The organism is Microbispora sp. H10670 (assembly GCF_014161385.1).
In the GTDB taxonomy this organism is placed as follows: Bacteria; Actinomycetota; Actinomycetes; order Streptosporangiales; family Streptosporangiaceae; genus Microbispora; species Microbispora triticiradicis.
Genome location: NZ_JABBWW010000007.1, coordinates 1 through 25,513, shown reverse-complemented (window position 1 = coordinate 25,513; position 25,513 = coordinate 1). Strand labels below are relative to the sequence as shown.

Annotated in this window: 20 protein-coding genes and 1 tRNA gene; 7 read left to right on the top strand and 14 right to left on the bottom strand. The window is 71.2% G+C overall.

What is annotated here, in order from left to right; genetic code table 11:
- Positions 1-22 precede the first annotated feature (22 nt).
- Entirely contained in the window at positions 23-1,918 is a 1,896-nt protein-coding gene (locus HHX33_RS12305) for a M14 family zinc carboxypeptidase (protein ID WP_310741336.1), read from the top strand.
- Here HHX33_RS12305 and HHX33_RS12300 read toward each other — a convergent pair.
- Positions 1,915-2,712: a hypothetical protein gene (locus HHX33_RS12300; protein ID WP_138461348.1), complete on the bottom strand. Its 798-nt coding sequence runs from the start codon at positions 2,710-2,712 to the stop codon at positions 1,915-1,917. The two genes, HHX33_RS12305 and HHX33_RS12300, sit on opposite strands and share 4 nt — an antisense overlap.
- A 204-nt stretch (positions 2,713-2,916) precedes the next feature.
- Here HHX33_RS12300 and HHX33_RS12295 point away from each other — a divergent pair, with 204 nt between their 5' ends.
- Positions 2,917-4,215: a deoxyguanosinetriphosphate triphosphohydrolase gene (locus HHX33_RS12295; RefSeq protein ID WP_182874703.1), complete on the top strand. Its 1,299-nt coding sequence runs from the start codon at positions 2,917-2,919 to the stop codon at positions 4,213-4,215.
- 70 nt (positions 4,216-4,285) lie between these two features.
- On the opposite strand, the gene HHX33_RS12290 is transcribed toward HHX33_RS12295, so the two are convergent.
- Positions 4,286-5,221 carry a LysR family transcriptional regulator gene (locus tag HHX33_RS12290; RefSeq protein WP_182874702.1) on the bottom strand — a complete coding sequence of 312 codons (936 nt, stop codon included), beginning with the start codon at positions 5,219-5,221 and terminating at the stop codon, positions 4,286-4,288.
- 70 nt (positions 5,222-5,291) lie between these two features.
- Between HHX33_RS12290 and HHX33_RS12285 the strand changes: the two genes are divergently transcribed.
- On the top strand, positions 5,292-6,035 hold the full coding sequence (locus HHX33_RS12285; RefSeq protein ID WP_182874701.1) for an SDR family oxidoreductase: 744 nt from the start codon (positions 5,292-5,294) through the stop codon (positions 6,033-6,035).
- A 64-nt stretch (positions 6,036-6,099) separates the two neighbouring features.
- Here the strand turns inward: HHX33_RS12285 and HHX33_RS12280 are convergent, their stop codons facing one another.
- Positions 6,100-6,936: a M23 family metallopeptidase gene (locus HHX33_RS12280; protein ID WP_182874700.1), complete on the bottom strand. Its 837-nt coding sequence runs from the start codon at positions 6,934-6,936 to the stop codon at positions 6,100-6,102.
- An 84-nt stretch (positions 6,937-7,020) separates the two neighbouring features.
- Here HHX33_RS12280 and dnaG point away from each other — a divergent pair, with 84 nt between their 5' ends.
- The 3 genes from dnaG to HHX33_RS12265 all read left to right on the top strand — a co-directional run bounded on the left by dnaG (position 7,021) and on the right by HHX33_RS12265 (position 11,062).
- A complete protein-coding gene (gene dnaG, locus HHX33_RS12275; protein WP_182874699.1) occupies positions 7,021-9,042 on the top strand; it encodes a DNA primase in 2,022 nt (673 codons plus the stop codon).
- Positions 9,043-9,188: 146 nt separating this feature from the next.
- On the top strand, positions 9,189-10,328 hold the full coding sequence (gene rpoD / locus HHX33_RS12270) for an RNA polymerase sigma factor RpoD (RefSeq protein WP_204283337.1): 1,140 nt from the start codon (positions 9,189-9,191) through the stop codon (positions 10,326-10,328).
- 230 nt (positions 10,329-10,558) lie between these two features.
- On the top strand, positions 10,559-11,062 hold the full coding sequence (locus HHX33_RS12265) for a hypothetical protein (RefSeq protein WP_259402397.1): 504 nt from the start codon (positions 10,559-10,561) through the stop codon (positions 11,060-11,062).
- 152 nt (positions 11,063-11,214) lie between these two features.
- On the opposite strand, the gene HHX33_RS12260 is transcribed toward HHX33_RS12265, so the two are convergent.
- Positions 11,215-11,508: a YtxH domain-containing protein gene (locus HHX33_RS12260; protein ID WP_117410106.1), complete on the bottom strand. Its 294-nt coding sequence runs from the start codon at positions 11,506-11,508 to the stop codon at positions 11,215-11,217.
- Positions 11,509-11,753: 245 nt separating this feature from the next.
- On the opposite strand from HHX33_RS12260, the gene HHX33_RS12255 reads away from it, so the two are divergent.
- Positions 11,754-11,826: transfer RNA gene (locus HHX33_RS12255), tRNA-Asn, on the top strand.
- A gap of 287 nt (positions 11,827-12,113) precedes the next feature.
- On the opposite strand, the gene HHX33_RS12250 is transcribed toward HHX33_RS12255, so the two are convergent.
- The 10 genes from HHX33_RS12250 to HHX33_RS12205 all read right to left on the bottom strand — a co-directional run bounded on the left by HHX33_RS12250 (position 12,114) and on the right by HHX33_RS12205 (position 25,283).
- Positions 12,114-12,914 (bottom strand): alpha/beta fold hydrolase, encoded by an 801-nt coding sequence (locus HHX33_RS12250; RefSeq protein WP_182874698.1) that lies wholly within the window; start codon positions 12,912-12,914, stop codon positions 12,114-12,116.
- Between the two features lie 31 nt (positions 12,915-12,945).
- On the bottom strand, positions 12,946-14,178 hold the full coding sequence (locus HHX33_RS12245) for an MFS transporter (RefSeq protein WP_182874697.1): 1,233 nt from the start codon (positions 14,176-14,178) through the stop codon (positions 12,946-12,948).
- Between the two features lie 178 nt (positions 14,179-14,356).
- The gene (locus HHX33_RS12240; RefSeq protein ID WP_182874696.1) at positions 14,357-15,184 is read right to left on the bottom strand and encodes a class I SAM-dependent methyltransferase; all 828 of its coding nucleotides are present in this window, start codon (positions 15,182-15,184) and stop codon (positions 14,357-14,359) included.
- Positions 15,185-15,211: 27 nt separating this feature from the next.
- On the bottom strand, positions 15,212-15,460 hold the full coding sequence (locus HHX33_RS12235; RefSeq protein WP_182874695.1) for a phosphopantetheine-binding protein: 249 nt from the start codon (positions 15,458-15,460) through the stop codon (positions 15,212-15,214).
- A 12-nt stretch (positions 15,461-15,472) separates the two neighbouring features.
- Complete coding sequence (locus tag HHX33_RS12230; RefSeq protein WP_182874694.1) at positions 15,473-15,856, bottom strand: holo-ACP synthase; 384 nt, start codon at positions 15,854-15,856, stop codon at positions 15,473-15,475.
- 1 nt (position 15,857) lies between these two features.
- Positions 15,858-16,631, bottom strand: coding sequence for a hypothetical protein (locus HHX33_RS12225; protein ID WP_259402396.1), 774 nt, complete (start codon positions 16,629-16,631; stop codon positions 15,858-15,860).
- A gap of 62 nt (positions 16,632-16,693) precedes the next feature.
- A complete protein-coding gene (locus HHX33_RS12220) occupies positions 16,694-17,593 on the bottom strand; it encodes a diiron oxygenase (RefSeq protein ID WP_182874692.1) in 900 nt (299 codons plus the stop codon).
- Positions 17,590-18,792: a serine hydrolase domain-containing protein gene (locus HHX33_RS12215; RefSeq protein ID WP_117410115.1), complete on the bottom strand. Its 1,203-nt coding sequence runs from the start codon at positions 18,790-18,792 to the stop codon at positions 17,590-17,592. The genes HHX33_RS12220 and HHX33_RS12215 overlap by 4 nt, the downstream gene beginning before the upstream one ends.
- A 1-nt stretch (position 18,793) precedes the next feature.
- Positions 18,794-23,353, bottom strand: a complete 4,560-nt coding sequence (locus tag HHX33_RS12210) for a type I polyketide synthase (RefSeq protein ID WP_182874691.1) — start codon at positions 23,351-23,353, stop codon at positions 18,794-18,796.
- Positions 23,354-23,393: 40 nt separating this feature from the next.
- Complete coding sequence (locus tag HHX33_RS12205) at positions 23,394-25,283, bottom strand: non-ribosomal peptide synthetase (RefSeq protein ID WP_259402395.1); 1,890 nt, start codon at positions 25,281-25,283, stop codon at positions 23,394-23,396.
- Between the last annotated feature and the right edge of the window lie 230 nt (positions 25,284-25,513).

Here is a 25,513-nt window from a genome sequence, read left to right as displayed (position 1 = left end):
CTACCGCAAGGGAGGGCGTGGAGTGAGAAGACGTCTGTACCCGCCGGCGCTGGGGATCGCGGCCGTGCTGCTCGGTGTGATCCCCGCCGTGCTCGGCGCCGCCGCTCCGCCGGACGCCTCGGCGGCCGGACCGGCCGGATCGGCGAGGGTCGCCCCGGCGGTGCGGGCCGTCGATCCGGCGCCGTCGAGGCAGTACCAGGTGGACGGCCCCGCCGACGTCGCCCAGCGCAGCGCCGTCGCCCGTACGGGCGCCGCCATCGACGAGGTCCACGGCCGGAGCCTGGTCGTCACCGCGACGCCCCGGGAGGTCGCGGCCATCCGGGCGCTCGGGTTCAGGGTCACCGAGCTCGCCCCGCCCGCCGACGAGAGCGGGCCGCAGACCTTCGACTTCCCCTCGGGCGACTCCGGCTACCACAACTACGCCGAGCTCAGCACGCTGGTGGACCAGGTCGTCGCCGCCCATCCCACGATCGCCCGCAGGTTCAGTTACGGCCGGTCGTACGAGGGCCGCGACATGATCGGCGTCAAGATCAGCGACAACGTGGCCACCGACGAGAGCGAGCCGGAGGTGCTGTTCACCGCGCACCAGCACGCGCGCGAGCACCTCACCGTCGAGATGGCGATCTACCTGCTGCGCCTGTTCACCGACGGGTACGGCAGCGACGCCCAGATCACCGACCTGGTGAACACCCGGGAGATCTGGATCCTGCCCGACCTCAACCCCGACGGCGGGGAGTACGACATCGCCACCGGCTCCTACCGGTCGTGGCGCAAGAACCGCCAGCCCAACTCCGGCACCTCCAGCGTCGGCACCGACCTCAACCGCAACTGGGCCTACCGGTGGGGCTGCTGCGGCGGGTCCTCCGGCACCGCGTCCAGCGAGACCTACCGCGGCGCGGCGGCCGAGTCCGCGCCGGAGGTCAAGGCGGCCGCCGACTTCGTGCGCGGCAGGGTGGTCGGCGGCGTCCAGCAGATCAAGGCGGCCATCGACTGGCACACCTACAGCGAACTCGTCCTGTGGCCGTACGGGTACACGACGGCCGACACCGGCCCCGGCATGACGCAGGACGACCGGGACGCGCACGCCGCGCTCGGCCGCAGCATGGCGGCCACCAACGGCTACACCCCCGAGCAGGCCAGCGACCTCTACATCACGGACGGCTCCATCGACGACTGGATGTGGGGCACCTACAAGATCTTCACGTACACCTTCGAGATGTATCCCACCGGGAGCAGCCCCGGCTTCTACCCGCCCGACGAGGTCATCGACAGGGAGACCTCGCGCAACCGGGCCGCGGCGCTGCTGCTCACGCAGAACGCCGACTGCGTCTACCGGGTCATCGGCAAGGAGTCCACGTACTGCGGCACCGGCACCCCGTCGACGACCGTCTACTCCGACGACTTCGAGACCGCGACCGGCTGGACGGTGAACGCGGCGGGCACCGACACCGCGGCCTCCGGCGCCTGGGAGCGGGGCCGCCCCGCCGCGACGTCGTCGAGCGGGGCCAAGCAGCTCGGCACGCCGGTCAGCGGGAGCTACGACCTGGTCACCGGCGCGGCGGCGGGCGCGAGCGCCGGGGACTACGACATCGACGGGGGAGCGACGACGATCAGGTCGCCCGCGATCACGCTGCCGTCGTCGGGGACGCTCACGCTGTCGTTCTCCTGGTATCTCGCCCACGGGTCGAACGCCTCGCCGGACGACTACTTCCGGGTGAGGGTGATCGGCGGCACGACGAGCACGGTCTTCGAGCAGCTGGGCGCGGCCGCGAACCGGAACGGCTCGTGGAGCGTCGCCACCGCGTCGCTGACCGCCTTCGCCGGCCAGACCGTACGGATCCAGATCGAGGCGGCCGACCTGTCGGCGGCCAGCCTGGTGGAGGCCGCCGTCGACGACGTGAAGATCACGAAGAGTTAACGCCATTCCCAGCGGACGCCGCGGACGCCCGGCCGGGCGGCGGTGTCCACGACGTGGGCGGTCCCGAACGCGTCGACGCGCAGCTCACCGGCGTCCCCGGGCGGCGCCGACGCGTCCGGGGACCAGGTGTGGAAGCACCGCACCGGCAGCCGCCCGCCCGCGAACCGCACCTGCGTCAGGAACTGCTCGACCGGGTCCCGCAGGTGCAGGTCGTAGCGGTCGGCCGTCGCGGGGAACGCGGTGACGTACTCGACGACGCGGGTCTCGCCGGTGGTCAGGGGATGCGGGAAGATCAGCTCCGTCAGCGTGCCGGGGCCCGCGTCGTCGCTGCGGCCGGGGCGGCAGGACTCGGCCCGCAGCAGCCGGGCGCCGGGGGGATGGGCGACCACGTACCGGTCCACGCCCGGCGCCGCGGCCCGCAGCACGACCCGGGCACTGGCCCGGTTCCGGCGCCGGTCGGCGCCGACGACGACCTGTTCGTGGTGGCTGAGCACGGCGACCGTCTCCGGCCGCCGGCCCCGGGGACGGGGCGGCCCGAGCAGGCCGATCAGCGCGTACTCGGGCAGCGACAGGATCGTCTCCAGCTCCCGGACGGCCGCCAGGGAGGCGGCGCGCTCCGGCCGGGACCGGCCGCGCTGCCAGTAGCTGAGGCTGGACAGGCTGATGGCGACGCCACGCTCGCGCAGCCGTGAGTGCAGGCGGTCGAGGCTCAGCCCCCGGGCGCGGATCGCCGTCCGCAGGGCCCGCTCGAAGGGTCCCGATCTGAGGACCTCCGCGAGCTCGTTGTCCACCACCTGGGCTCCTCCTCGGCAGCGAAGCCGAGTATCACCCGGCGTCGCGAATCACGGCAAGAGCGGCAATCTTCCTTCGTACTACCGGATCTGTCGTGAAACCCGACCTTCGGGGGTACGCTCCATTCCCCGCCGGATGGGGGCCGGACGCGGCCGGGACACGGCCGGGGCACGGCGGCCAGGCGAGGGCGACAGGGAGGAGGACGCATGGCCCGCTACGACGAGCACGACCAGGCACGATGGGTGCCGGAGCCGCCCGGGAACCCCGAGCGGAGCCCGTTCGAGCGCGACCGGGCACGCGTGCTCCACAGCGCCTCGCTGCGCAGGCTCGCCGCCAAGACGCAGGTGGTGGCCCCCGCCGACTACACCGGCCTGCACAGTCCCCGTACGCGGCTGACCCACTCGCTGGAGTGCGCGCAGATCGGCCGGGAAATGGGCAGGGTCCTCGGCTGCGACCCCGACCTGGTGGAGACCGCCTGCCTCGCCCACGACCTCGGTCATCCCCCCTTCGGCCACAACGGGGAGGCCGCGCTCGACGAGCTGGCGACGCCGTGCGGGGGGTTCCAGGGCAACGCCCAGAACCTGCGCCTGCTGACGCGGCTGGAGGCCAAGGTCATCACCGAGGACGGCCGCAGCGCCGGGCTCAACCTCACCCGCGCCGCGCTCGACTCGGTCTGCAAGTATCCCTGGGCCGGGTCCGCCTGCCGCGTCCCCGGCGTCCCGCTCGCCGGCGAGGGCGGGCCGTACTGCGTCTACCCCGACGACCTCGCGGTCTTCCGGTGGGTGCGGCAGGGGGCGCCCGACTACGCGATCCGCTTCGAGGCGCAGGTCATGGACTGGGCCGACGACGTGGCCTACTCGGTGCACGACCTGGAGGACGCGCTGGCCTGCGGCCACGTCACGACGGCGGAGCTGCGTGACCCGGAGGAGCGGCTGGAGGTGTGCCGCCTGACCCGGGAGTGGTACGCCCCCGACGCCGACGTGGACGAACTGGCCGAGACATTCGCGCGGCTGCTCGCCGAGCCGCTGTGGCCGGCCGACTTCGACGCCGGGCTCGCCGACCTCGCCGCGCTAAAACGGCTCACCAGCACGCTCATCGGCCGCCTCTGCCGCTCGGCCCAGGACGCCACCCGCGAGGCGTACGGCTGCCGCCCCGGACCCGGGGGGAGAGGGGCGTGCCTGCGCTACGACGCGAACCTGGAGGTGCCGAGGGCCGCCCGGCTGGAGTGCGCGCTGCTCAAGGGCGTGACGGCCCGCTACGTGATGTCGCGGGAGTCGCACCACGCCGTGCAGGCCCGGCAGCGCGAGCTCATCGCCGAGCTGGGCGACCTCGTCATGCGGGGCGCCCCCGCGACGCTGGAGCCGGCCCTGCGCCCGCAGTTCGAGCAGGCGGCCGACGACGCGGGGCGGCTGCGCGCGGTGGTCGACCAGATCGCCTCGCTCACCGACGCGTCGGCGATGGGCTGGCACCGCCGCCTGTCGGCCTCCCGCCGTCTCGTCGGCTGATCCCGGCCCACCGGTCCTCCGCCACGTGGGCCGGTAGGCCCGCCGGGGTGGTCTGGGCCGTTCGTTTGGTTTACCCGGTCTGCGGCGCGGGTTCTTGTGCGGGGTCCGCCGTCCGGGTCGCCTGCGCGGCGTGTGCGTTCTCCACGGCCGGGGCCGGCCGGGCTGTCCGCGCCGCTTCCGCGGCGGACCGCACGAACGCGGCCAGCGCCCGCGACCTGCTGCCCTCCGGCCAGGCGAGCACGAGAGTCGTCGGCGGCGCGTCGGCCACGGGCACGCCGACGAGGTCGTGCCGCAGGTTCGCCCGCACCGACTCGGGGACGACCGCCACCGCCCGGCCGAGCGCGATGAGATGCATCAGATGGCCGCTCTCGGCCATCCGGTAGGTGCCGTCGGGGGCGGCCCGCGGCCACCGCGGCAGCGGCTCGCGGTCCAGGTCGGCCATCGACAGCACGGCCCGGGCGGCCAGCGGGTGCCGCCGGGGCAGCACGGCCACCTGCGCCTCCGTCAGGAGGTCCTCGAAGGCGAGGCCGGTCAGGTCCTCGCGCGGGGCGTGCATCAGGGCGGCGTCGGCCCGGCCGTCCCGCACCATCGCGCCGCGCTCCCGGGAGCTGAAGACGATGTCGACGGGCAGCGCGTCCGGCGTGGCCGCGTACGCCGTGAGGATCACGGGCAGCAGGTCGGCGTCTGCGTCCGGTTTGGCGGCCAGGACGAGGGACGGCTCGCTCCGCCCGGCCCGCCGGGTGCGGCGCACGGCCGCCGACACCGCCGCGAGCGCGGCGCGGCCCTCCCGCAGCAGCGTCTCGCCCGCCTCGGTCAGGGTGACCGTACGGCTGTCGCGATCCAGCAGCCGCGTGCCGAGGCGGCGTTCGAGCCGCTGGATCGCCCGCGACAGGGGCGGCTGCGCGATGCCGAGGCGGCGGGCCGCCCGCCCGAAGTGCAACTCCTCGGCCACCGCCACGAAGTAGGCCAGCTCCCGCGTCTCGACGCCGTCGTCACCAGCGTTCATACCGCGAGGGTATCGCCGGTGACCGAGTCGGTGTTGGGCCCCGCGCGAGGCGGGATGGTGGGCTGGGCCCATGAACGGCACCGACACCGTCGCCCTGGTCACGGGCGCGAACAAGGGAATCGGATACGAGGCCGCCAGGCAGCTGGGCGCCCTCGGCATGACCGTGCTGCTCGGGGCGCGCGATCCGGAGCGCCGCGACGCGGCGGTCGCCGCGCTGCGGGCGGAGAGTCTGGAGGTCCATCCGCTGACGCTCGACGTCGCCGACGACGAGAGCGTGCGCGCGGCCGCGGAGCGGGTGGGCGACCGCTTCGGCCGGCTCGACGTGCTCGTCAACAACGCGGGGATCTCCGGCGGCGCCCGGCAGCCGCCCGGCGCGGCCGACCTCGGTGGCGTGCGCGCGGTGTTCGAGACCAACCTCTTCGGGGTCGTCCGGGTCACCGACGCCATGCTGCCGTTCCTGGCGAAGTCGGCGGCCGGACGCGTCGTGAACGTCTCCAGCGGCACGGCGTCCATGACGCACATGAACGACCCGGACCACCACTTCACCGGCATGCCGGGCAACGTGGCCTATCCCGTGTCGAAGACCGCGCTCAACGCGCTGACCGTGCAGTACGCCAAGCACCTGCGCCCGCTCGGCGTCCTCGTCAACGCCGTCGCTCCCGGCGCCTGCGACACCGACTTCGCCAGGGACCTCGGCCTGGCCTTTCCCCGTACGGCGGCGCAGGGCGCGGCGGTCGTGGTGCGGCTCGCGACGCTCGGAGCGGACGGGCCGACGGGCGGCTTCTTCGACGAGAACGGCCCGGTCCCCTGGTGAACGGTGCCCTGGTGAACGGTGCCCTGGTGAACGGTGCCCTGGTGAACGGCCGGGGCCGAAGGGCTCAGAGGGGGACGACCACCCTGGTGTCCTCGTCGTTGTCCTTCTTCTTGGGCGGCCGGGACTCCTCCGGGGGCGGCGAGGACTGCTGCTGCTTGGAGGCGCACAACTGGGTGCAGGGCGGCGTCGCGCCCAGTCTCTTGCGCAGCGTCAGCATGGCCTTGCGCGGGGAGACCGTGCGGTTGCCGTCGTCCCAGGCGTCGAGGTAGGGCCACGGCGGCACGATGCCCCGGCGGATCCACCAGTTCTGCGGCGCGGTCGGCCAGGAGATGGCGAAGTAGAGGTTGCTCGCGGTGTCGCGGGCGTTGCCGGAGTTGCCCACCCTGCCGAGGAGCTGCCCGGCCTTGACCTTGGCGCCCGCCTTGAGGTCCTCGTCGACCGAGTCGAGGTGGCCGCCGAGGTACAGCACGCCGTCCTCGCCCTTGACGGTGACATACCGGCCCTCCCGGTCGGCGCCGCGGTCGGTCGAGGGCGCCCACTGGTTCTTGACGTTGACCTCCTGGACCACTCCGTCGACCGGCGACACGAACGCGCACCCCTTCTCCGCCCAGATGGTGGTCTTGGGGAGCACGAGCAGCTTGCGGGAGTACGACACCTTGCATCCCTTGACCGGGAAGGCGTACGTGTAGGGGGACATCTTCGGCGGCGGCATCCGCACGGGCTCGTCGCCCGCGGGGGGAACGGCCTGTCCGGGGTCGGAGGGAGCGGTCGCGGCCGTGATCCCGTTCGCCGGCGGCGTCGCCGGCGGCAGCGTGCTCACACCGGCGACGCCCCCGGGCGCGCCGCAGGACGCCGCGAAGAACGCGGCGCCGGTGAGGGCGGCCAGTCTCCCCGATCGCATGATCTCCACCTGGTCGACGTTACCGAACCTTTCCTTTCTAACGGACCAAGCCGGATATCACGACCGGTTCGGGAAAGTCGTGACATGTCGGCATGCCCGGACGAGGGGCGGCCCGGCCTGTCGGAGGCCGGCACTAGACTCGCCAGCGTGGCAGGGCGAAGTGGGCGGATCAGTGACGAGGACATCGCGCTCGTACGGGAGCGCTCACCGATCGCCGACGTCGTCGGCGAGCACATCCAGCTCCGCAACGCGGGCGGGGGCAACCTGAAGGGGCTGTGCCCGTTCCACGACGAGAAGTCGCCCTCCTTCAACGTGACCCCGGCCCGGGGCTACTACTACTGCTTCGGCTGCGCCGAGGGCGGCGACGTCATCACGTTCGTCCGCAAGATGGACAATCTCACGTTCGCCGAGGCCGTCGAGCGGCTCGCGCAGCGCGCCGGCATCCAGCTGCGCTACGAGCAGGGCGGCTACGTGCCGGGCCGTGAGCAGGGCGAGCGGGTGCGGCTGATCGAGGCGCACCGCGCGGCCGCCGAGTTCTACGCCGAGCGGCTGTCCGGCCCGGAGGCGGGGCCCGGGCGGCGCTTCCTGTCCGAGCGCGGCTTCGAACGGGCCGACGCCGAGCACTTCGGCGTCGGCTACGCGCCGAACGAGTGGGAGGCGCTGTCGCGGCACCTGATGGGCCGCGGGTTCACCTCACAGGAACTGATCAAGGGCGGGCTCGCCCGTGAGGGCAGGCGCGGGCCGGTCGACCGGTTCCGCGGCCGCCTCGTCTGGCCCATCCGCGACATCACCGGCGACGTCATCGGCTTCGGGGCGCGCAAGCTGCTCGACTCCGACGACGGCCCCAAATACCTGAACACCCCCGAGAGCCCGATCTACCACAAGAGCTCGGTGCTGTACGGCGTCGACCTCGCCAAGCGGGAGATCGCGCGGCGGTCCCAGGCCGTGATCGTCGAGGGGTACACCGACGTCATGGCCTGCCACCTGGCCGGTGTGCCGACCGCGGTGGCCACCTGCGGCACCTCCTTCGGAGAGGAGCACATCAAGGTGCTGCGCCGCCTGCTGCTCGACCAGGCCGAGTTCCGCGGCGAGGTCATCTTCACGTTCGACGGCGACTCCGCCGGGCAGAAGGCCGCCCTGCGCGCCTTCCAGGACGAGCAGAAGTTCGTCACGCAGACCTTCGTCGCCGTGCAGCCCGATGGTCTCGACCCCTGCGACCTGCGGGTCAAGCAGGGCGACGCGGCCGTGCGGGACCTGATCGCCGGTCGTGAGCCGTTGTTCGCCTTCGCGGTGCGCAGCGTCCTGTCCCGCTACGACCTCGACACCAACGAGGGCCGGCTGGCCGCGCTCGACGCCGCCGCGCCCATCGTGGCCTCCATCAAGGACCCCGGGCTGCGCAAGGCGTACACGGTCGACCTCGACCGCTGGCTCGGCTTCATGGACGAGGGCTTCGTCATCCGGCGCGTGCAGCAGACGGCCGGCCGGGCGCAGGAGGGCGCACGTACCCCCGGCGGGCGCGCCCAGAGCGGGCAGGGCGGGCGTGCCGCGGCCGGGCAGCAGGCGGGCCCGGGACCGGCCGCGAGACCGGGCGCGGCGGGGCCCGATCCGATGGATCCCGCCGTACGGCTGGAGGCCGAGGCGCTCAAGCTCGCCGTGCAGCGGCCCGCTCTGCTCGGGCCCGAGTTCGACGCGCTCGAGCCCGACACGTTCACGCTGCCCGAGCACGTCGCGTTGTTCGGCGTCGTCGCGGCGGCCGGTGGGACCGCCGCCGGCGGCCCGGGCGGGCGCGAGTGGGTGGACCGGCTCCTGGAGCAGACGGAACCCGGGGCCGCGGGCGCGGTGCCCGGCCTCGACCTGAGGTCGCTCGTCACCCGGTTCGCGGTCGAGGCCGTGCGCGCGGACGTGAACGTCGAGGAGCGGTACGGCGCGGCCGTCCTGGCCAAGATCCAGGAGATCTCGGTCGGCAGGGCGGTCGCGCGGGTGAAGTCGCGGTTGCAGCGGCTCAACCCGGTCGACGAGCAGCAGGAGTACAACCGGCTGTTCGGCGAACTGGTGGCGCTGGAACAGCAGCGACGGGTGTTGCGGGAACGCGCGAGCGGAGCCTGAATAAGCGTCCCTTTCCAGACCGCACAGCCGCCAAACATATACTTTGATCTCGATTCGGTATTGACTTTGGCCTTACCTTGGGTGACAAAAATAGGCCTGCCGTTTAGTGGCGCCTTTCCTGCACACTGTGTTGCGTGGGTGCATCGGTGCTGCCAAGCAGGCCGCCATCGGTAGATCAGGTGGCGGACCTCGTCGCGAAGGGAAGAGAACGCGGGAGCGTCACGGTTGACGACGTGGCCGCCGCGCTCGACCGATCCGAGTTGCCGGCCGACGCGCTGGAGCGCGTCGTGCGGATGCTCGCCGAGAACGGGGTTGAGGTCCTCGAACCGCAAGGGGATGAGGAGCCCAGCAAGCCGGACGAGGAGGACGTCGGCAAACGGGCTCCGACGAGTGACCTGGTCAGGATCTACCTGCGGGAGATCGGCAGGGTCCCCCTGCTCACCGCCGAGGAGGAGGTGGAACTGGCCAAGGCCATCGAGGCCGGGCTGTTCGCGGAGGACAAGCTCTGCGAGAGCCTCGCCGCGAGGTTCGCCCGGCCGGAGCTGGAGGACCTCGTCTGGGAGGGCGTGCGCGCCAAGCAGCGGCTCATCGAGGCCAACCTCAGGCTCGTGGTCTCGATCGCCAAGCGATACGTGGGCCGCGGAATGCTGTTCCTGGATCTGATCCAGGAAGGCAATCTCGGATTGATCCGCGCGGTGGAGAAATTCGATTACACCAAGGGTTACAAGTTCTCCACGTACGCGACATGGTGGATTCGCCAGGCGATCACCCGGGCGATCGCGGATCAGGCGAGAACGATCCGCATTCCCGTCCACATGGTGGAGACGATCAACAAACTGGTCCGCGTGCAGCGTCAGCTTCACCAGGACCTCGGCCGGGAGCCGGCCCCCGAGGAGATCGCCGCCGAGATGGACCTGCCCATCGACCGGGTGGTGGAGATCCAGCGCATCGCGCAGGAGCCGGTCTCGCTCCAGGCGCCGATCGGTGAGGAGGACTCCGACCTCGGCGACTTCATCGAGGACGCCGACGCCGTGGTGCCGATGGAGGCGGCCGCCTTCATCATGCTGCAGGACCAGCTCGACGACATCCTGGCCACGCTGTCGGAGCGCGAGCAGCGGATCATCCAGCTCCGGTTCGGCCTCGCCGACGGCCACCCCCGCACGCTGGAGGAGGTCGGCCGCGAGTTCGGCGTGACCCGGGAGCGCATCCGCCAGATCGAGTCCAAGACGCTGGCCAAGCTGCGTCACCCCACCCGGGCGCAGATGCTCAAGGACTACCTGGACTGACGCCGTCGTCACGCGGACGAGCGCCCTCCGGTCCCGGCGGTTCGGGGCCGAGGAGGGCGCTCGTCCGCGTCATGCCCCTTGTGTGTAACCGCTCCGGACTCGCTCCCGGCCCCGCGACCGGACGGGGTTCACCCGCCGGATCGGGTCGCTCCCGGCCCTGCGACCGGGACGGGTCCGGCCGCCGGATAGCCTGCGGGTGGTAACGGTCGTCGTCCGCTGGCGGTGTTCCCTTGACTGCATCCAGGCCCTCCCTGTCCCGCCTGTTCGGCTCCCGCCTGCCTCGTGAGGTCCGTACGGCGCTCGCGCTCGAAGGCGGCGAGCGCCCCATCAGCCACGCGCTTACGGCGGAGGGCGGATACGCGGTCGCCACCACCCGGGCGATGCACCTGCCCGGCGGGCCGCGGCTGCCCTGGCACCTGATGGACAAGGCCGTGTGGGACGAGGAGGGGGTCACGGTCACGATGACCGACGGAGCCGCCCACCGGGTCGTCCTGCCCGAGCCCGGGCGGCTGCCGGAGGCGATCCGCGAGCGGGTCACCTCGACGGTCGTCGCGAGCCGCCACGTGACCATCGACGGCCGCGGGGGAGTGCGCCTGGTCGCCCGCCGCGTCCCCGGCTACGACACTCCGCGCTGGGAGTTCATCTTCGATCCCGGGCTCGACGCCACGGATCCGGGCCTGCGCGCTCACGCCGAGCAGGCGCTCGAAGAGATGCGGCGCAGCCTCGGCGTCTGAGGCCCTTGTCTGGGGCTCTTGTCTGAGGCCCTGCGCAGTACGAGAGAGCGGCGGCCTCCCGGCAGGTGCCGGGCGGCCGCCGCTCGCGTCCGATACCGCCCCGCCGATGGGCGGCCGGTTCCGGGGATCACCCGGGGGAATCCTCGGTGGACTCAGTCGGTGCCGGGCCCCGGCCAGCCGGTCGCCGCGCCCACCCTGTCGGGCCTGTCGGACTCCCAGGTGTCCGTCCTCTTCAGGAACGGCACCTTGTCACCCGCCAGATCCTTGGCCTTGCCCGCCACCTTCGAGGCCTGTGCGCCGACCAGTCCCGCCGCCTCCTGCACCGTGGGGCTGTCCGCGAACCGCTGCGTGAAACGCTTGATCTGCTCGTAGCGTTCGCGCCCGGCCCGCGTGCCGAGGACGTAGCCGACGGCCAGCCCGGTGGCGAACATCGCCTTGTATCGCATCTTCCACCTCCGCGCTCGTGTTCCACGCCCCTCTACCCCGAGGGCCTGTCTCTATCCAACAGCAGAGGTCCCGGCCCCGCTCCAGTGGGCCCCACGGCCCGGCCCCGCACTCTTTGCCGTACGACGATCAGGAGCGGGGGACACGTGGACGTATTCGATGTGACAGGCACCCCCCAGAGTGCGCTAATCTAGTTCCGCGCCGCAAGGAAGGCCGAAAGGCCGGAACGAGCGGAGCAGAGTTTCGATCCCGTGTAGCTCAATCGGCAGAGCAGCCGGCTGTTAACCGGCAGGTTATAGGTTCGAGTCCTATCGCGGGAGCTCATCACTCCGGAGGCCGGTGATCACAGATCACCGGCCTCCGGTGGTTTTCCGCACCCGTCGTACGGAACGGCGGAGCGCTTGTGGGGCAGGAGCTTGGGCTCGTGCGCCTCGATCAGATCCTTTGGCGCGGTCAGCAGCCACGCCTCGGTGACGAGTTCGAAGAGCTCATCTGGGAATGCGTTGGGCGGCCGCGCTCGCGGTTGCCGAGGCGCCCGCTCGCGCGCATCGTCTTGGAGATCCGGTTTGGTGTCGCTCCTGGCTCGGGGTGGCCGTGACCGGGAGTGTCAGGCGAGGAACTTCTCGATCGTCATGATGAGCTCGTCCGGCTTCTCCATCGCCGCTGCGTGGCCGCAATCCAGTTCCACGTAGTCGCTGCCTGGGATCGCGTCGCGGAACTCGCGGGCGTACCGTACGGGAACCAGCTGGTCCTGCCGCATGCCGAGGACCAGCGTGGGACACTCGATCTTCCGCACGTAGTCGCTGATGTCCAGCCGGTTGATGAGCTCGAGCAGGGCGATCAGTCCCTCGGACGGCATCAGCCCGGAACGCAGCCGGAGCCGCTCGCTCGCGCTCATCGAGTCGATGAACGTGTCCGAGACCACGTGCAGGAGTGTGAACTCGGCGAAGGCGTCCGGGTCCAGTTCGGCCAGGCGCAGCCAGGTGCGCATGAGCAGGCGCTGCCACGGCCGGCGGTAGTGCACGAACCCGCCGAGGACGACCATGCGGCGCACGAGATCCGGTCGCTTGCCGGCCAGGGCGGCGGCGACGACGGCGCCCGTGGAGATTCCGAAGAGGTCCACCGGGCCGTGCGCGGCGGCCTCTACCACACCCGCCACCTGATCGACCAGCATGTCGACGTCCATCTCGCCCTCGGGGAGCGGGGTGAGGCTGCTGCCCGAGTAGCCCGGTACGATCGCGCTGCGGTGCTGCGTGAAGTGCTCGAGCAGGGTGGCGAAGCTGGTCTCCGGGTGTCCGGTGCCGCCGTGGATGAGGACGAGCTCCGGCCCCGGTCCCTCTCCCGCGACGTGGTAGCCGACGGGGATGCCGGAGACGTCGATACTTCGCTGCGTCGTCGTGGTCAACATGCGCTTTCCATCCCGTTCTCTCGACAGGCGGTCACTTCGCGGTGGTCGCCACCATGCCGGTCTCACCGGCGGCCTGCTCGCCGCCCTCCCGGCCCGCCCGGGACAGCCACCAGGTGAGCAACGCCGCCAGCGCGGCGAAGCCCGCGGCGACCGGCAGGAGGACGGCGGAGCCGGTCGCGGTGAGCAGGCCCGCTCCGATGACGCTGGACAGGAACTGGCCGAGGTATCCGGTGGAGGTGTTCAGCGAGGTCACCAGCGATGTGCCCCCAGGTGGCGCGTACGCGATGATGCGGTGCTGCTGCGGCCCGATGACCGAGTAGGACACGACGCCGCTGAGCGCCTCGGCGATCACCACGAGGACGAAGACGTCCCGGATCGGCAGCATGATCAGGAACACCGCGGCGACGCCCAGCGTGGCGCCGATGACGACGCGGCGCGGGCCGTACCGGTCGGCCAGCGAGCCGGCCGTCAGGTTGCCGGCCGTGGCGGCGATGCCGAACACCAGCAGCAGGAGCGCGAGGCCGGATTCGTGCCCATGGAGCGCCGGCGCGAAGACCGCGCTCATGTACGTGAAGGGCAGGAAGATACCGATGAACGCCAGCAGGGTGACGATCAGGATCCGCAGCACCCGCCAGTCAGTCAGCGGTGTGATGCGTTGCCGCAGCGTTGCCTTCTGATCGAGTTTGATCGGCGGGAGCAGCACGGTGAGGACGATCGCGACGACGGCGGCGACCACGGCGACGAACCAGATCGCCTTCTGCCAGCCCCACGCTCCGCCGATGAGGGTGCCCAGCGGGGCGCCGAGCACCAGCGACAGCGTCGCCCCGGCGGTCACCATTGAGATGGCCCGGCCCCGCTGCTGGTCGCCGGCGAGATGCGCGGCCGTGGCCACGGCGCTCGCCACGAACAGCGCCGCGCCGCACCCGGCCAGCACGCGGGATGCGAGGACCAGACCGTAGACGTGCGCCGACGCGGTCACGGCGTTGCCGACGGCCAGCAGCGCGACGCCGGTCACGAGGACCCGGCGCCGGGGCCACAGGCCGGTGAGCGTGGCGAGGATCGGGCCCAGCAGCGCGTAGGAGAAAGCGAAGACGCTGACCAGCTGACCGGCCGCGGCGGTACTGACGTGCAGCGTTTGCTGGATCTTCGGAAGGAGACCCACGATGATGAATCCGTCAGTTCCGACGACGAATGTCCCGAGTGTCAGAACCGCAGTCCGCGCCCGCCAGGGAAACTCTCCTGAGGTCTTTCCGGTCTCGGTCATCGCGTTATCACACCCAGCGCGGCCAATGGCTTTCCTCGTATCACGATCAAACCTTCGTGGACGGTCTTGATGAATCTTACGGTGAATCCTCTTCAAGGGGCGGCCGATTGATTCCGCGAGGCGCGGAATTCCTCGGCGCCTGGGGTGGTCACGTCAGTACGGTGGCCATCTCGGGCGGTTAAGGCCGATCCGCCGTGACGGCACTGATCAGCCAGCTCCGCGGCACGCCACGCGCCTCGCGGGGAGGCACGGCGTACGGCCAGCGGCGCTCGCCGGCGCCCGGCTCGCCCGGCTGCCGGAGATCCTCGACGGCCCACCCGTGTGCGGTCAGGAATCCCTCCGGGTCGTCGGTGCCGAACCGCCACGGCGTGCCGTCCTCGTGCAGGCGCCGCAGGAACGACTGCGTCATCGGGTGGCGCAGCAGGGCCGCGCTGGTCATGTCGACGACCAACCGGCTTTCCGACGGACAGGCGCCGGCCACCGTCTCGAGCAGCCGTCCGGCCTGCTCTTCAGTGAGGAAGAACAGCAGGCCCTCGGCGATCCACAGGGTGCGCTCGGCTGGGTCGAACCCGCCCGACTTCAGCGCCTCCAGCCAGTCCCCGGCCAGGTCGGCTCTGATCGGCACCACCGGTACCCGTGGCTCGGCCGCGAGCGCAGCCAGGCGCGCCTGCTTCTCGTCCAGCAACGGGCCGTGGTCGACCTCGTAGACGGTCGTGCCGGCGGGCCAGTCGAGGCGGTGGGTGCGTACGTCCATGCCGTTGGCGAGCAGCACGACCTGCCGGATGCCGGTCTCGCCGAGGATGCGCGTCAAGGCGTCGTCCATGTACCGGGTGCGCACGGCGACGAAGTCGGACACGCCGGCGCCCCGGTATCGGTCGAGCAGTTCGAACCCACGTGGTTCGGCCAGGCACCGAGCGTACTCGTCGCGGAACAGGCCGTCGGAGCGTTCGGTCTCCAGCGCACGGACGGCCGCGGTCCATTGGGCGGTGTAGGAGATGTCATCCACGCGATTGCCTTTCTCCACTCGCGTCGATCAGGTGGGCAGAAAGTGTTTCTCGATGGCGGCGAGCGTGCGAATGTCGCTGATGTTCAAAGTGTCCATGTCGATCTCGACACCGCTCACTTCCTGGATGAGGAACACGAACTCGACGAAGGAGAGCGAGTCGACCAGGCGGCTGTCGATCAGATCCTCGTCGACTCCGACGTCGGTGCGATTCTTGTGCTTGGCGAGGATCCATTCCTTGATCTGATCGATTCGCGCCGTTGTCTGCTGCTGGGCCATCTCAGGAATCCCTCAACTTCTGATCATGGTCGCCGCGACGGCCACGGCGTACGCGCCGTCGTGTGTGACGCTGACTGATATCTCCGACTCCACCCCGGCGGCCTGGGCTAGCTCCGCGGACATCCCGTCGAGCCGGACGACCGGCCACCGGCCCGCTCCGCCGTCGACCTGCAGGCTCTGCCATGGCACCGGCCGGTTCCGCTGGTGAAAGAGCTTGAACACCGCCTCCTTGATGGCCAGGAAGCCGGCCACCGCGCTGGGGTCGAGACGGCCCTGCCTGGTGCAGGCCGCGATCTCCTCCGGCCGGAGCATGTGCGACAGCACCGGCCGGCGCTCCGGCCGCACCAGGTCCTCGGCCCGGGAGATCAGCACGATGTCCACTCCGACCCGCGGCATGCTAGACGAGCTGCCGCTCACGGAGCGCCTGCTCGACCTTCTCGTGGGCGCGCCCGGCCGAGCCGTACCGGCCGGCCAGCACGCTTACCCACCGCTCCAATCCGAAGGCGACGCAACCGGTGAAGGCGGTGCCGCCGTCGGGCTCGAGGCCGATGCGGCACCGCTCGCCAAAGAAGTTGCGATGCGTGTTGACCGAGGCGATGGCGAGGCCGTCGACCTGGAACTCGTACTTCACCGGCTGCATCCGCTGCAGGAGGGCGCGCGCACCGTCCCGCTGGAAGAACGGGTCGGACGCGGCCTCCACGGTGACGTCGAGCGACAACGCGCCGAGAAGCTCCTCGATCTGGGTCCGGTATCGGGCGATCACGTCCTGTGTGTGCTCGTAAGACCCGATCGCCACAATCTCGCGCATCTGGAAGGTGAGCAGCCGGCGCAGCCCGTCGAAGTGGCTCTCTCCGCGAAAGCAGCGGTTGACCAGTGTCACCAGGGTGTCCGCGGGCACCGTCCGATCCCGGTAGTAGAGGTACGCGCCGAAGCAGGTCGCCGTGGGCAGGCCAAGGTGGGGACCGGCGATCTGCTCCGGTGAGAACCGGCCGCCGGCCGGGCCGGCGACCGGCGCCCGCAGGTCGCCGGCGACGAGCGCGAGATGGGGGAAGTTGACGTAGACGTCGAAGTTCGCCAGCTCGTCCACCGGATAGATCGGCGGGGCGCAGATCTCGCCGCCGCCCTCCTCAACGGCCCACCTGCGGAACGTGTCGTCGAGCAGGCGGAGCAACGCGGTCTCCTCAGGCCCCAGAATGGCGAGGCCGCCGGCAATCCGGCTACCGCTCAGGCCGGTCATCGAACACCCTCGGGCGCCGCCGCCTCGGCCTGGATGAGGCCGTGCTTGGTCAGGAACGAGTGCGTCTTGCGGAACACCTGCGCCTCGAACTCCGGCCTGCGCGGTCCGGTGAGCAGCCGCCGGCGCACCTCCAGCGGGTTCGGGATGCCGGCGTCCTTGTAGACCTGCGGGCTGAACAGCGACTCGAAACTGTAGGCCATGTACCGCTTCAGGTAGTCGCTGACCTGGGTGAGATCTTCCGGCGTGGCGTGCTCGCGGAAGCCTTCGAACAGGATGCGGACAAGTTCCCGCCCGAACGCGATGTGCCGGGACTCGTCCTGATGGTGGATCCGGTTGATCTTCCGGATCGTGTCGTCGAGCCGCTCGTCCAGCGCCATCGTGGAGTTGAAGTGGTCCACCAGCTCCTCGAAGATCAGGATGCGGGCGAAGACCAGCAGGCTCGCCGCGTTGTTCGGCGGGATGGTCTCGGCACCGCCGCGCGGCTGCTTGTAGATCTTCCCGCCGTAGCGCAGGCAGAACTGGGCGAAGAACCACATGTGCTCGTTCTCCTCACCGATGAAGTGGTGGAAGAACTCCGACGGCGTGGCGAACTCGTCGGTGTGTATGCGCCCGGTGACCTCGATGAGCAGCTCGCGGATGCCGTGCACGTTGAGGCTGTAGAAGTTGATGCTCTCGTACTTGGACAGCCGGTAGAGCTGCTCCTGGCTCAGCTCCGCCGCGATCTCGGTGCCGTGCGCCGTGGTCAGCTCGGGGCTCATCCACCACATGTCCTGCGGCAGCGAGTCCGGCCAGTCGAACATCTGGTACGGGTTGTAGTAGTCCTCGATGGACATGGAGCTCAGCCGGTCCAGGATCTCCCGGAGCCGCTTACTGGTGTCGATGAGTGCTGTCGTCATGACGGGCAAACCCTCCTGAGTTCCGCTTGTGCCCGAGCCGGGGCCAGCCGGCGTGCCGACTCGACGGCCAGCCGGCCCAGCCGGTCCGCACGGTCATCGGTACTCGTGTACTGGTCCAGCCGGCGGTTCAGCTGCGTCGTCGTGTAGGCGAAGGCCAGGTCGTCGCCCGGGACGGCGAAGACCAGGGCGCAGTCCTGCCCGTAGTGGCCGAACGAGTCGACCGCCAGTCCCGCCTGGGGCAGGTTGTGGTCGGGCAGCATGAAGCCGAGCGAGTAGGCTCGCTCGCGGACGAAGACCCGGTCGGTTCCGCGCCTCTGCAGCCGGGATGCGCGCAGCAGCGTCTCCTCGCTCCAGAGGCGTGTGCCGTCGACGGGGCCGATGGTCGCGGCGAAGATCCTGGCCAGGACCCGGGCGGAGGAGACGGCGTTGCATCCCGGGACCTCCGCGCCCAGGTACCGCAGGGAGTTCTCCACCCCCATCAGGTTCGGGTTTCGCTGGGACCGGCTCAGGAACGAGGAGTTGTCACCCAGCAGGTGCAGGATGTCCGCGGCCGTACCGGTGCCTGCCGGACGCGTCTGGCGGAACGGCGCGAAGCGCGCCAGGTCGTCGATGCCGATCCGAACCTCGGCGCCGAGCGGCTCGCGGAATTCCTCCCGGAACAGCTCGTCCACCGACTTGCCGGTCGCGCGCCGCAGGAACTCGCCCACGCCCCAGCCGAAGGTCAGGTCGTGATAGCCGTGGTCGGTTCCCGGTTCCCAGTATGGGCGTTGGGCGGCGAGCGCCTCGACCGCCGGGTCCCATTCGAGCACGTCGTCGACGGAGAGCCGGCGGTCGACGCCGATCAGCCCGGCCTGGTGGCTGAGGAAGACGGCCAGGGTGAGCGACGCCTTGCCGGCGGCGGCGAACTCCGGCCAGACCTCGGCGATTGGGCGGTCGATGTCGATTACGCCCCGTTCGTGCAGGGCGTGCGTGACGACCGACAGCAGGGCCTTGCTGACCGACCGCACGTTCTGCAGCTGGTCGGGCAGCCGCCCCGCGGACCGCAGCCGGACCCGTTCCTCGCCTCCGACGTAGACGCAGAGTTCGGCGTTGGAATCCTGCCCTTCCCGGTGGATCCGGTCGAACTCCGCCACCAGCGGGAGGAACTCCTCCGAGTAGGTGCCGATGACGTGCTCGGAGTACGCGGCCTCGTTTTCCATGTCAGGCCCGCACCTTCCGCATCCGCTGCGCGATGTCGTCGGCGAGCTCGTCGATGGTCGGCTTTTCGAAGCAGATCGACGCCGGCAGCGGCACCGACAGGCGTCGTTGCAGCTTGTTCCGGATGGTGAGCGCGTTCAGCGAGTCCATGCCGGCCTTCGTCAGGTTCAGCCCGAGTAGCTCGTCGCCGTCGAAGCCCAGTTCGCGGGCGACGACCTCCTGGCAGCAGGCAAGGACGTCCTCGGAGGTCACCGACGCCGCCGGGGGCGGATCGGCGGCCGTGGGCGCCGAATCGGCGCCGGTCAGCTCAGCGACCAGAGGATTGGATGCGAGGTGGTGGTCCGGGTCGAGGTCCTTCCAGCGGACGGGCAGCAGTCCGACCTGACCCGAGGGCCGGCCCTCGATCGCGGCGCGCAGGGCCGGACGGCCCGCGGCACTGGAGATCGTACCGATGCCCTGCTCCTCGAGCTGGCGGAGGAAGTCCTCGTTGCCTGCCAGGTAGCCGACGTCCGACCAGGAACCCAGGTTCACCGACAGGCCGGCCAGCCCGACGGCCCGGCGGTGGCCGGCCAGCGCGTCCAGGAACGCGCAGGCCGCGGCGTGGCCGGCCTGCCCGGGATTGCCGAACAACCCGGTGAAGGAGGAGGTCATCACGAACAGGTCGAGGTCGGGCGCGTACTCGGCGGCGCTGCGGTGGAGGTTCCACGCGCCCTGCGCCTTCGGCGCCAGCACCCGCGCGATCCGGCTCCAGTCCGTCCGGTCGATGATGCCGTCGTCGATGACGCCCGCGGCATGGACGACGCCGCGTACGACGGCGTCCCCGGCGCAGTAGCGGGCGAACAGCCGATCGACCTGCCGCGGCGACGAGACGTCAACGGTCTCCGTCCGGATGTCCGCTCCGAACTCCCGGCTCAGCCGCCGCAGCCGCTCGGCGCGCTCCGGACCGGGAGCGGACCGGCCGCACAGGACCAGCCGCCTGGCGCCCAGCTCCAGCAGCGCGTGCGCGCACTCCAGGCCGACGCCGGCCGATCCGCCGATGACCAGGTACCAGGCCGCCGGATCGATGTGGACCCGCCCGGCTCCGGGCGGCACCCGGCCGGGGCGCAGGCGGGGCAGCAGCACGCGGTCGCCACGCAGGGCCAGCTCGGCGTCGCCGGCCGGGAGCGAGCCGATGGCTGCGGCCAGCCGGGGCACCGCCGCAGCGGACCACCGCTGCTTGGTGGCGGCCGCGTCCAGGTCGATGAGGACGTGCCGGACGGTCGAAAACTCCGTGCGCGCGGTACGGGCGATGCCGACGATCGCGCCCTGGGCGGGGATCACGTCGTCCGACGTCAGGATGCGGTGCGCCCCCGACGTCACCGTGCAGACGACGAGGTCGGGCAGGTTCGCCGCGGACACCGCCTGGAAGAGCTGCAGGCCGGCCGCTCCCCCGGCGGCGACGATGTCATCGGAGGCCGACCCCGTGACGAGCGGAGGTCCGCCGAGGTCGGCCTGGCGCTTGCGTAGGACGGGTACGGCGTTGACGACCGTGTCCGGCCGGTAGTCGGTCAGCACCCGCGCGGCGTCCGTCACCGCGTCGTCCGTGAGCACGTGGACCAGCACCTCGGCGCCGAGGCGCTCCAGCTCCAGCTTCAGGTCGGCCGCCGACCCCGTCGAAGGGGCGATGAGCAGGATTCGCCGGTTGGCCGCCTGAGCCGCGGCGGCCGGCGGCGCGTCGATCCAGGTGACCGTGTACTGCGCGGGGGCGCCCGAATCCGCCGGGTCCGCCACGTCGGCGTCGGGGGCTCCTCTGAAGTCGCCGTCGATGCGGCCCGCCGCCGCGTCACCGCTCTCCGGGGTCGGCTCGATCCAATGCCGCCGGCGTTGGAAGGGATAGGTGGGCAGGGTGACCGTACAACCACCGCGCGACACGGCCGCCCAGTCCACCGCTACGCCGGCCGTGTACGCCCCGGCCAGCGCCAACCGGGTGGAGGCGATGTCGTTGCGCTCCCAGCGCAGTGTCTCCAGGCACGTCGGCTCGCAGCCCGGATCGTCGCTCAGAGCCAGCTGGGTCAGACCGGCGAGTGTGTTGGCGAGGCCGATCTCCAGGAACACGGCGGGCTCTCCGGAGGCGGCCGCGCGGATCGCGTCGAGGAACCGGACCGGCTGCCGCAGCTGGCGCAGCCAGTACCCGGGCGTCGCGATCTCCTCGGCGACCGGGGCCCCGGTGAGGGTGGAGACGATCGTGTGCGCCGGCGGGTGCAGCTCGACGGACTTCAGAACGGCGGAGTAGTCGTCGAGGATGGCATCGATCTGCGAGGAGTGCCCGGCCCGGCCGATCCGCAGCGGCTTGCAGGTGATGCCGCGCCGCTCGGCCTCCGCGATGACGGCGCGTACGGCGGCTCCGTCGCCGGAGATCACGGTGCGGTTGGGCGCGTTGATCGCCGCGACACCGACCTGTTCGTTGCCCGCCAGCAGCTCACGAACCTGCTGTTCGCCGGTGAAGACGGCGGCCATGGCGCCGGACTCGGGCAGGGTGCTGAACAGCCGGGCGCGTTCGGACACCAGGTAGAGCCCGGTCTCGAAGTCGAACACGCCCGCGCCGTACGCCGCCGCGTACTCGCCGAGGCTGTGGCCTGCGTAGGCGTCCGGCGTGACCCCCCAGCTACGCCACAGGGTCAGCAGCGCCGCCTGCAGCGTGTAGACGACCGGCTGGGCCAGCCGAAAGTCGGCGATGGGCATGCCCCGGCGGGCATCGTCCTGGTAGAGGAACTCCGAGAGGCGGTGGCCGATGTGCTGCCGGTAGAGCGGATCGGCGCGGTCGATGAACTCCCGGAACACCGGCTCGGACAGGTAGAGGTCACGGCACGCCTCCAGGTACTCGGCCCCGTGGCCGGAGAAGAGCGTGGTCAGGCGGGGCGGCGCCCCCCGGACCAGCCCGTACGAGAGGCCGATCTCTCCGTCGAACCCGTCGGACGCCTCCGCCTCGCCGTTCGCCACGGCGTCCAGCAGCATGGCGAGCGTCTTGCAGTCCGACCCGACGACCGCCGCCCGGTGGGCGAAGTGCCGGCGTCCGGCGCCGAGGGTGAAGGCCACGTCGATGGCCTCCGGCGCCGCCTCCTCCAGCAGAGCAGCGCCGATCCGGGACGCCAGCTCGCGGAGCGCGGGCTCGGTGTCGCCGGAGATCGGAAGCACCTGCATGCCGGGCTCCGCGGCGGCATCGGGGTCGTTCCGCCTGCCAGGGGGGGCCGGCGCCTCCTCCAGGATCGCGTGGGCGTTCGTGCCGCCGACCCCGAAGGCGCTGACCCCGGCTCGGCGTGGGCCGTCCCCGCGCGGCCAGTCCGCGGTCTCGGACTGCACGAAGAACGGCGAGCCGGCGAAGTCGATGGCCGGGTTGGGCTCGTGGAAGTGCAGGGAGGCCGGCAGCCTCCGGTGCCACAGGGCGAGCGCGGCTTTGATCAGCCCGGCGATGCCCGCGGCCCAGCTCAGGTGCCCGATGTTCGTCTTGACCGAGCCCAGGGCACATGAACCGGGAGCGACCCCGGCGAACGCGTCCGTCAGCGCCGCGATTTCGATGGGGTCGCCGGTCGGCGTCGCGGTGCCGTGCGCCTCGACGTAGGAGACCGAGTCGGCCTCGACGTCCGCGGCGGCGAGCGCCTGGCGGATCACCGCGGCCTGGCCGGCCACGCTCGGGGAGCTGAAGCCAGGCTTGCTCGCACCGTCGTTGTTGACCGCGGTACCCCGGACGACCGCGTACACGCGGTCACCGTCGGCCAGCGCACGGTCCAGCGGCTTGAGAAGGACCGCGCCGACGCCGCTGCCGAAGACCGTTCCCGTGGCTCCAGCGTCGAAGGCGCGGCAGTGCCCGTCCTGGGACAGCACCAGCCCCGGCTCCGGCTGATATCGGTCGATCTGCGGCACCGGCACGTGTGCCGCCCCGGCCAGCGCCAGGTCACACTCGCCGGCCAGTAGCGCCTGGCATGCCAGGTGCAGCGCGTACAGGCCGGTGGCGCACGCCGCCTGGACGCTTACGCTGGGGCCGTCGAGATCGAGCTTGTACGACACCCGGCTGGTCAGGAAGTCGCGTTCGGCGGCCATGGTCAGCTGCAGGTCCTGGGCAGTGTCTAGGAAGTTCGGCAGGGGCCTGCTCGCCTGGCCGCCGAGGTTGTGCATCAGGTACAGGCTGGTTCCACAGCCGCCGTACACCCCGACGTCCGGGGTGCGCTGCTGGCCGGCCGCGCCGCCGTCCTCGAGCGCCTCCCAGCAGACCTCGAGGAACAGCCGGTGCTGCGGGTCGAGCAGGGCGGCCTCGCGGGGGTTGTAGCCGAAGAATCCGGCGTCGAACCGGTCGATGCCCTCCAGGGTCGCAGAGGCGCGCACCCACCCGGCCGGACCGTCGTCCGGGCCGTCCGCGACGGTGATCGACTCCCGGCCGCCGACCAGGTTCGCCCAGAACCGCGCCGGCGTGTCCGCGTCCGGGAACCGGCAGGCCATTCCGATGATCGCCACGCCCTGTGAGGCGTCCCGGTACTCGTCAGGGGCCTCGCGCGGCAGGTCTTCCGATCCGTCGTGCTGATAGCTCACTCGCCGAGTCCTTAATGTCGGTGATGCTGTCAGGTACCGGCTACTTCGCTCGCCGGGCCAGCCGCCGGCGGTCGGCCGCGCTCAGCCGCGCGCCCGGCCGGGCCCGGCCGGCAGCCGGTGACCTGGGCGGAACTGGTGCTCGCAGCCGTGCCGCCATCGCGGATATCGTCGGATGCCGATACAGGTCGATCAGCTGCAGGTTCGCCTCCGGGAACGCGGTGCGCAGCCGGGTGAGGACCAAGCCGAGCAGGGCAGAGTTCCCGCCCGCGTCGAAGAACCTCTCGTCGTCGGCGAACGCCTTTTCCACACCGAGGACCGAGCTCCAGATCCCGGCGACGATCTGCTCGTAGCTCTGCTCCGCCAGCCGGGAGGGAGCCGTATCGGGGCCCGGGACCGGCGCGAGTGCCAGGAGCCGACGCTCCAGCGCCTTCCGATCGAGCTTGCCGCTCACGGCGAGCGGCAGCTCCGGCAGGACCCGGACGGTGTGCGGCACGGCGTACCACGGCAGGACCTGGCCGATCCGGGCGGTGATCGCGTCACCGGTGACGCCGTCCGCCGTGGATTTCGCCGCCGCGATCAACCCGGTCACCTGGGCGGCGGAGTCCCGGACGGGGAACACCGCGGCCTCCTCCACCCCGGGTACCGCGCGGATCGCCGCCTCGATCTCGCCCAGCTCGACCCGGAAGCCCCGGACTTTCACCTGGCCGTCAATGCGGCCGTGATACCGGAGGGTCGAGTCGGCGTCGATGCTGACCAGGTCGCCACTGCGGTACCAGCGCCGCCGGTCCTCCCCGTCGCCCAGCACGGGGAACTTGCGGGCGGTGAGCTCCTCGTCGTTGACGTACCCCCGGGCGAGTCCGTGCCCGGCGATCAGCAGCTCGCCGGGCACGCCGAGCGGGCAGTCCCCGCCGTCCTCGTCGACGACCCGAACGTCCAGGCCGCGCAGGGCCCGTCCGATCGGCACATACTCCACGTCCCGGTCGGAGCACTCGTGCACCGTCGTGGCCACGGTGGCTTCGGTGGGCCCGTACGCGTTGTAGATGTGCGGCACCGGCCGGAGCCGGCCGATCAGCTCGGGCTGCACGATCTCGCCGCCCAGGATCAGCACCCGCAGCCCGCGGATCGCGGCGGCGAGGGTGTGATCCTGCAGCATCAGCTGGATCAGGGACGGCGTCACGAAGAAGTGGGTGACCCGTCCGCCCGCCAACACGCCGGTCAGGAATTCGGCGCCGTCACTGGACTTCCCGGCCAGGGAGTCCAAGGCGGCAAGCACGATGGGAATCCCCCGGGTCAGCGGCCAGAACAATTCAACGACGGACAGGTCGAAGCAGACGCTGGCCGCGGCCAGCCAGCATTCGTCCGGCCGTTCTTGCGGGGCGGGCAGCACCGCGTCCAGAGCCGCGAACAGATTCGCCACACCGCCGTGTTCGATCGCGACGCCCTTCGGGTCACCCGTCGATCCGGAGGTGTAGATGATGTAAGCGAGATCAGAGCCGCCCGGCTCGATCACCGCGGGGCCTGTCAGGTCCGCCGCGCGTTCGGAGGCGCTCACGAGCCGGTAGGGCATCGACGCGAAACGCTCCGCGGTGACCTCGTCGACGAGCACCCCGTCCGCCGCGGACGAGTCGACGATCGAGCGGATTCGGCCGTCGGGGTAACCGGGGTCGATCGGGATGTAGGGCGAGCCGATTCCCATGATCGCGAGCATCGACGCCAGCCGGGTGACCGTCGGCGACATGCACAGACCGATCGGCTGACCGGGCCGGCACCCACGGGCGCGCAGCAGCCGGGCCACCGTCTCCGTTCGGTGCCAGAGCTCCGCGTACGAGACGCGTTCCGTGGCGTCCGAGGCCGCCACCGAGTCGGGCGAGCTCATCGCCCGCCAGCGGAATTGTTCGACTATCGACTGGCGTTTCACGTCCGCCGACATTGAAGGCACAGCATAGATCCTCTGCTACCGAGAACGATCGAATCACTACCTGAGACTCAGCGCAGGATTAGCAGCGAAACGGTTTCGGGGAGCACGTTGAGACGTAAGCATTCACGTCCTGCGCATTTCGGGTTCTGTTGATTGCGCTGTGTGATCGTCTCAAGGTGTGCGTCAGTACGCCTGCTGCCGGAGGATCAGGCCGTGGCGGGATCGGGCGGCATCCAGAGTCT